The organism is Streptomyces sparsus, assembly GCF_054776295.1.
The window spans coordinates 1-1,745 of the sequence record NZ_BAAHCA010000975.1 but is presented as its reverse complement, the minus strand read 5'-3'; the positions used below and the strand labels follow the sequence as shown (position 1 = coordinate 1,745).

1 protein-coding gene is annotated in these 1,745 nt (G+C 74.8%); it reads right to left on the bottom strand.

Features of this window, described 5'->3' with window-relative positions:
* Positions 1 to 1,745, bottom strand: a 1,745-nt coding sequence (locus tag ACYVE9_RS25500; RefSeq protein ID WP_461030250.1) for a glycosyl hydrolase family 95 catalytic domain-containing protein, incomplete at both ends; no start/stop codon positions are given.

The following is a 1,745-nucleotide window of genomic DNA, read 5'->3' as shown; positions in this document are numbered from 1 at the left end:
CGTCCGCTCGCAGACGCCGCTACCGCCGCCGGGGTGACCACAGTCGTGGCCGCCGGAACCGCCGCCGGGCGCACCGTCACGGTTCGCGCAGCCGTGCCAGGAGAGGTCGAGCTCGGCGCCGAAACGGGTGCGGACGCCGTGCAGCGTGCCGGTCGGGCAGGCCGCAGGGGGAGCGGGCAGCAGCACCAGCCGGTGCGGGGTCGAGTGCACGAACATCTCCAGCAGCAGCGCGGGCAGGGTGTGGGCGGCGTCGGCGTTGTAGACGTCGCGCCCCGGGTAGTGGGCGCTCATCAGCGAGTCGTGGAAGTAGTCGCCGCGCAGCAGGTTGCCCAGGCTGGCCTCGGCGCGGGCGGCGTCACCCAGCCGGGCGGCGATGAGGGCGTGGTGCAGGTGGCCGTGCGCCGAGTCGTTCTCGGCGCCGCGCAGTTCCAGCGCCCGATGGGCGGCGGACGCCAACCCGGGTGTGTCGTAGGGGGTGATCTCGTCGAGCGGCCAGACGGCGTAGAGGTGGCTGAGGTGCCGGTGGTCGTAGCGGTCCGCCAGGCCCGGTTCGGCCCACTCGGCCAGGGCGCCGTCCTCGTTGATCCGGTAGGGCGGGAGCCGGTCGGCCAGTGCCGTCCACCGGTCGGCGTCCGGTCCCGGGTGGCGGCTCGCCGCCGTGGTGAGCGCGTGCCGGGCGGCGGTGACGTCCATCGTGGCGTTGAGGGTGCCCCAGCCGGCGTTGCCGGGCCGGTTCTCCGGTGAGTAGGAGGGGACCACGGCGAGCTGTCCGTCCGTGCCGACGGGAGTGAGGAAGTCCTCGTAGAAGAGGGCAACTTCGGCGAGCGCCGCGTCGAGCCGGGGGTCGGGGGCGCCGGTCGCCTCGGCGTGGTCGAGCAGTGGTTTCAGCAGCCAGTCGGCGCCCGCCGTCCACAGGTGCAGCGGGTAGGCCCGCTGGAAGTGGCGGGTGTGGCCGGACTCGCCGTCGGTGTGGGAGGGCGCGACGACGCCCCGGGTGCCGAAGAGGGCCCGGGCGTTGTCCCGCCAGTGGTCCCACTGGCCGAAGACGAGCGCGGCGTGCGCCTCGCCGACCTCGGGAAGTCCGGCGGCCGTCGCGGCGGCGGTCTGGAGGTTGAGGTTGGCGTTGGTGGTGAAGGCGCCCGACCAGGCGGTGTCCCAGTCGCCCGTCCACAGCCCGGTGAGGCGGGGCGGCAGCAGACCGGAGGACGACAGCAGGTGGTAGCGGCCGGCGGCGAACAGCCGCTCCAGCAGCGCGGGTCCGGCCGCCCGCCGCAGCAACTCGCTCCCCGGAACAGCCCGTTCAGGTTCGTCTCCCGAGCCCAGCGTCAAGCTGACACGGCCGAACGCCGCCCCGTGCAGAGGCAGATGGCGGGCCAGCAGGGCGTCGAAGGCGGTGGCGGGGGAGTCGTGTGCGGGGCGCAGCAGTGCTCGCAGCGCGTCTGCTTCCGCCGGCACGTCCAGCTCGCCCCGGTGCCGGTGGACGCGGGTGAGCAGCAGCACCTCGTCGGCGTTCTCGATCTCGACGCCCGTGCCCGCGACGGAGACGCTGCCGCCGCGGACGGAGACGAGCGTGACGCCGGTGTAACCCACCTCGCTGTCGGGATAGCGGGCGCGCAGGGTCAGCAGCGCGCCCTCCGCGGTGAGCACCGTGCCGTGGCCCACGGCGAGCCGGTCGGGCACACCGGGCAGCCGGTGGTCCAGCGTCAGCAGCCCGCTGACGCCACTCGCGGAGCCGGTCCGCGCAC